This is a genomic window from Tibeticola sp., assembly GCF_022759015.1.
GTDB classification, from domain to species: Bacteria; Pseudomonadota; Gammaproteobacteria; order Burkholderiales; family Burkholderiaceae_C; genus Tibeticola; species Tibeticola sediminis.
On sequence record NZ_JAEMQB010000134.1, the window covers coordinates 1 to 4,834 of the forward strand.

At 65.1% G+C, this 4,834-nt stretch carries 7 protein-coding genes; 2 read left to right on the plus strand and 5 right to left on the minus strand.

Going from position 1 to position 4,834, the window contains the following annotated elements; all coding sequences use genetic code 11:
• The 5 genes from JHC36_RS08580 to JHC36_RS08600 all read right to left on the minus strand — a co-directional run.
• Positions 1-694: type IV pili methyl-accepting chemotaxis transducer N-terminal domain-containing protein (locus JHC36_RS08580; RefSeq protein WP_287918264.1), on the minus strand; the 694-nt coding region annotated here is incomplete at its 3' end.
• Between the two features lie 19 nt (positions 695-713).
• Positions 714-1,244, minus strand: coding sequence for a chemotaxis protein CheW (locus JHC36_RS08585; protein WP_124222284.1), 531 nt, complete (start codon positions 1,242-1,244; stop codon positions 714-716).
• Between the two features lie 2 nt (positions 1,245-1,246).
• On the minus strand, positions 1,247-1,612 hold the full coding sequence (locus tag JHC36_RS08590) for a response regulator transcription factor (RefSeq protein ID WP_287918266.1): 366 nt from the start codon (positions 1,610-1,612) through the stop codon (positions 1,247-1,249).
• Positions 1,609-2,010: a response regulator gene (locus JHC36_RS08595; protein ID WP_124222289.1), complete on the minus strand. Its 402-nt coding sequence runs from the start codon at positions 2,008-2,010 to the stop codon at positions 1,609-1,611. The genes JHC36_RS08590 and JHC36_RS08595 overlap by 4 nt, the downstream gene beginning before the upstream one ends.
• Before the next feature lie 76 nt (positions 2,011-2,086).
• Positions 2,087-2,260 carry a rubredoxin gene (locus tag JHC36_RS08600; RefSeq protein ID WP_211330955.1) on the minus strand — a complete coding sequence of 58 codons (174 nt, stop codon included), beginning with the start codon at positions 2,258-2,260 and terminating at the stop codon, positions 2,087-2,089.
• Between the two features lie 98 nt (positions 2,261-2,358).
• Here JHC36_RS08600 and thiD point away from each other — a divergent pair, with 98 nt between their 5' ends.
• Positions 2,359-3,294, plus strand: a complete 936-nt coding sequence (thiD, locus tag JHC36_RS08605) for a bifunctional hydroxymethylpyrimidine kinase/phosphomethylpyrimidine kinase (RefSeq protein ID WP_287918269.1) — start codon at positions 2,359-2,361, stop codon at positions 3,292-3,294.
• Entirely contained in the window at positions 3,278-4,597 is a 1,320-nt protein-coding gene (gene hemL, locus JHC36_RS08610) for a glutamate-1-semialdehyde 2,1-aminomutase (protein ID WP_287918270.1), read from the plus strand. Before thiD ends, hemL begins: the two co-directional genes overlap by 17 nt.
• The last annotated feature ends 237 nt before the right edge of the window (positions 4,598-4,834 follow it).

Below are 4,834 nucleotides of genomic sequence, written 5' to 3' on the forward strand. Positions count from 1 at the left end.
AGATGGTTTCCGCGATCTCCAGCAAGTCCGAGGATTGGCGGTTGATCGTGCGCAAGGCCGAGCCCACCTGCGTGAGGACTTTTTCCTGCTTCAGAATGACGTCGGCGTTCTTTTCAGCACGATCGACCATCGGCACGATCTTTTCGACTTCGGCGGAAACCTCGCCCGTCACCGGCTTCAGGCCGAGCTCGTCGTTGCCATCCTTGAGCCCGCGCACGGTCTTGGCGAGCACCTCGCGCGCTTCGCGAATTTCGGGGAAGGCCACTGGGTTGCCCACCAAGGCCTGCGACACCGACTTGGCCAGACGTTGCGACTGCATCAGCGCATTACCGGTCGCAGCCACCTGAGTCGCCACCGTGTTCGCTTGGCGGAAGGCGACGACGGTGACGATGGCCAGGATCACCAGCATGACCGCAAGCAGGGCAACGAGCAGGCGCTGGTGCTCGGCGGCACTGCGGGTGCCGAGCACGGGCAGCGTCAGCGCGTCTTCTGCCGGGGCTACCTCGATATCCGCGTCCGCCGCGTACGGCGAGCGGCTTTCGGCAAAGTCGGCGCTGCTGAGCTGTTCAGACTCGGCCGCAACGGTGCGCTCACCCGCTTGCTGAGTCGAATCTGCGGTCACGTCCTCAGCAACGGGCGGAACGGCCGGCGCGGGCTTGCGAAAAAGCCGGGAGAGTTGATCCTTGATGGACATAGCTGAGCCTTCCGAAATCTCAAACACCAATATGAAGGAAACCAGGGTCGGTCGAGAGCGCCTGAAGGTTGATTTCCTGCCAGGCAGCCCCCGCCGCGTCGACGTAGCGATGCCCCAGGTAAGCCGGCGCGTCGGGCCCGGGCGCCTCGGACGAACCGAACGCATCGACATGCCGCAGGCCGGCCAGGCGGTCGATCTGCAGCGCGCAGTTCACGCCCAGGACCTCGTTGAACGCAACGAAACGGCCCGTGGCTTGTGCGCCCTCGGCCCGCGGCCGCGGCGGCTGCTGACGCAGGAAGCCCACAAGATCGACGACACCGAAGACGCCCCCGCGCAGGTTCGCGACACCCAAGAACCACGGCCGGGCGTGAGGCACGACCTGGATCGGCACCTCGGGGAAGATCTCGCCGGCGTGGTTCAAAGGGATCAGGAAGCGATCACCCGCGGCCTCGACCCCCAACCAGGCGGCGGTCGCGCCCTGGGTTTGCGCATCCTGCAGCCGGCTGGCCAGCCGGGCCTGGAACGCGCGCAATGCGTCGCGGCTGGACATCGTCAGCTCAACGCTTTGATCTTGGCGAGCAGCTCGGCCGCGTCGACCGGCTTGGTCACATAGTCCCGCGCGCCCTGGCGCATGCCCCAGACGCGGTCGGTCTCTTGGTTCTTGCTCGTGCACATGATGATGGGCACGTCGACAAACTGCGGGTTGCGGGTGATCGCCCGCGTGAGCTGGAAGCCGTTTTGACCCGGCATGACCACGTCCATCAGGATCAGATCGGGCTTGGCGGTCTCGAGCTGCTGCATGGCCTCATCGGCATTTTCGGCGGTGCAAACCGAAAAACCGTTCTTGCGCAACAACTCGGACAGAAACATCAATTCGGTCTTCGAGTCGTCGACCACCAACACGTTTTGAATGCTCATTGGGACTCCTTCGGTTGGGCGCCCGCATACTGGCGGACGGCTTGCAGCAGTTGATCTTTGGTGAAGGGCTTGGTGAGGTAGTCCTGCGAACCGACCATCCGCCCCCGCGCCTTATCGAACACACCGTCTTTGGACGACAACATGACGACCGGTGTTGCGGAATATTTCACATTTTTCTTGATGATGGCGCAGGTTTGGTAGCCGTCAAGCCGCGGCATGAGGATGTCGCAAAAGATGACGTCGGGCTCGAAGTCGTTGATTTTCGAGAGCGCGTCGAAGCCATCCTCGGCCAAAAGGACCTCATGACCCCCTTGCTTGAGAAAGATTTCGGCACTGCGACGGATCGTGTTGCTGTCGTCGATTACCAACACTTTGTAACACGGAAGGTCGGAACTCACGTCGTGTGTCTCCTTGAGGGGTCAGACCGACTGCGGTGGAGTGACGCTCGAAGCGCCCGCCCAGCCGCCGCGCGCTTCAGAGCGCAACCATTTCGAAGTCTTCTTTGCGCGCGCCGCACTCGGGACAGGTCCAGTTCATGGGAACCTGCTCCCAAGGCGTCCCAGGGGCTACGCCGTGCTCGGGGTCGCCCAGAGCTTCGTCGTAAATCCAGCCACAGATGAGGCACATCCAGGTTCGAGTCGCAGTCACGGCTTCTTTCAGGGGGGTTCACTTAGAATCGATTCATTGTATCGGCGCAATGTGACGCAACAGGGCGCGCCGGCCCGTGTTCATGCAGCTGGGCACCTATGACTTTCCCCAATATCGAACCCACCGACGTCGACCCCGAGGGCGCAAGCGCCCCCCTGTCGGCGCCGGCCTGCGTGCTTGCCATCGGGGCGAATGACCCGTCTGGAGCAGCGGGGCTCGCCGCCGATGTGCTCACGATCGCCTCGGTCGGAGCGCACCCCTTGCCGGTCGTGACGGGGGCTTGGATCCGGGACACGGCGGGCATCCGCGACTTCTTCGGCCTGCCAGAGGAGGCGGTCGCCGAACAGGCTCGGGCGGCGCTCGAGGATGTGTCGGTTCGCGTGATCAAGATCGGATTCGCCGGCCGCCCCGAGACCTTGGCCGCGCTGGCCGAATTGACGACCGAATACGGCGAGATTCCGGTGGTGGCCTGTCTGCCAGACCTGACCTGGTGGAGCGACGACGCGATCGACGCCTACCTCGATGCGCTGCGCGAGTTGCTCTTGCCCGAAGTCACCGTGCTCGTGGGCAACGTCGGAAACCTCACGCGCTGGCTGCTGCCCGACTGGAGCGGCGAACGCGGCCCGACCCCGAGGGAGCTCGCCATCGCTGCCGCTGAATTCGGCACGCCCTATGTGGTGGTAACGGGCATCCATCACGGGCACGAGACCATCGAAAATGTGCTGGTCAATGCCCAGAGCGTCCTGGCCAGCGAGCGATTCGAGCGCATCGAAGCGGCTTTCAGCGGCGCGTCGGACACCCTGGCCAGCGCCCTCGCAGCGCTTCTCGCGACAGGGTGCGACCTCACCGAAGCGTTCCGCGACGCGCTGCAATATCTCGATGGCGCCCTCGATGCAGGCTTTCGTCCCGGTATGGGCGGAGCCGTGCCCGACCGGCTATTCTGGGCGCAGCCCGACGAAGCCGAGAACCCGGAGGAAGCGCCCGAGGGCTCGATCGACCTTCTCAACCAACCATTCAATGACACCCGACACTGACCGCACCGACGCCAACCTGGCTTTGTTCGAACGCGCCCGCCGCGTCATCCCCGGTGGCGTCAATTCGCCCGTGCGCGCCTTTCGCGCCGTGGGCGGCACGCCGCGCTTCATCACCCGCGCCGAGGGCGCCTACATCTGGGATGCCAACGGCCAGCGCTACATCGACTACATCGGCTCTTGGGGTCCGATGATCCTCGGCCATGGGCACCCGGCGGTGCTCGAGGCGGTGCAGAAGGCGGCGCGCGACGGTTTCTCGTTTGGCGCACCGACCGAGCGTGAAATCGAGTTGGCCGAAGAAATCCTGCGCCACGTGCCGTCGATGGACATGGTGCGGCTCGTGAGTTCTGGCACCGAGGCGGCGATGAGCGCGATCCGTCTCGCGCGCGGTGCGACCGGGCGCAACAAGCTCGTGAAGTTCGAAGGCTGCTACCACGGCCATGCCGATGCGCTGCTGGTCAAGGCCGGCTCGGGCCTGGCGACCTTTGGCCACCCGACGAGCGCGGGCGTGCCCGCCGTCGTGGCGCAGGACACCTTGGTACTCGAATACAACAACCTCAGCCAGCTCGAGGCGGCGTTTGCCGCGCACGGCAGTGAAATCGCCTGCCTGATGATCGAGCCGATCGCGGGCAACATGAACTTCGTGCGCGCGTCGGTGCCGTTCATGCAGCGCTGTCGCGAGCTGTGCACGCAGCATGGCGCGCTGCTGGTGTTCGATGAGGTGATGACGGGCTTTCGGGTGGCGCTGGGCGGCGCGCAAAGCCTCTACGCCCAGGCGATTCCCGGCTTTGCGCCCGATCTCACGGTGCTCGGCAAGGTCATCGGCGGCGGCATGCCGCTGGCGGCGTTCGGTGGCCGGCGCGCGGTGATGGAGCAGCTCGCGCCGCTCGGGCCGGTTTATCAGGCGGGCACGTTGTCGGGCAACCCGGTGGCCACGGCCTGCGGGCTGGCCACGCTGCGCGAAATCTCGCGCGAGGGCTTTTATGACGCCTTGGCGCGCCAGACGCGCACGCTGATCGAGGGCCTGAAGTCCGAGGCCGACGCGGCGGGTGTGGCGTTCAGCGCCGACAGCGAGGGCGGCATGTTTGGCTTCTTCCTGCTGCCCGAACTGCCGCAGAACTACACGGCCGTGATGAAGAGCGATGGTGCCCGCTTCAACACCCTGTTCCACGGCCTGCTCGAGCGCGGCGTGTATGTGGCGCCGGCGTTGTACGAGGCGGGTTTCGTCAGCGCCGCTCACAGCGACGAGGACCTCGCGCGGACCTTCGAGGCGGCACGGGCGGCGTTCCGATTGCTCACAAAATAAGAGCAAGCAACGACCGTTTCACGCTGGCATTCCGGCAAAAACTATGGAAAAAGCGGCCCGCGGGCCGCTTTTTCATGGGTGCTCCACGCTGAGGACATTCAATGCCGGAAATGCCGCACGCCAGTGAACACCATGGCCACGCCGCGCTCGTCGGCTGCGGCGATGACTTCGGCATCGCGGATCGAGCCGCCGGGCTGGATGATGCAGCTCGCTCCGGCATCGACCACCACGTCGAGC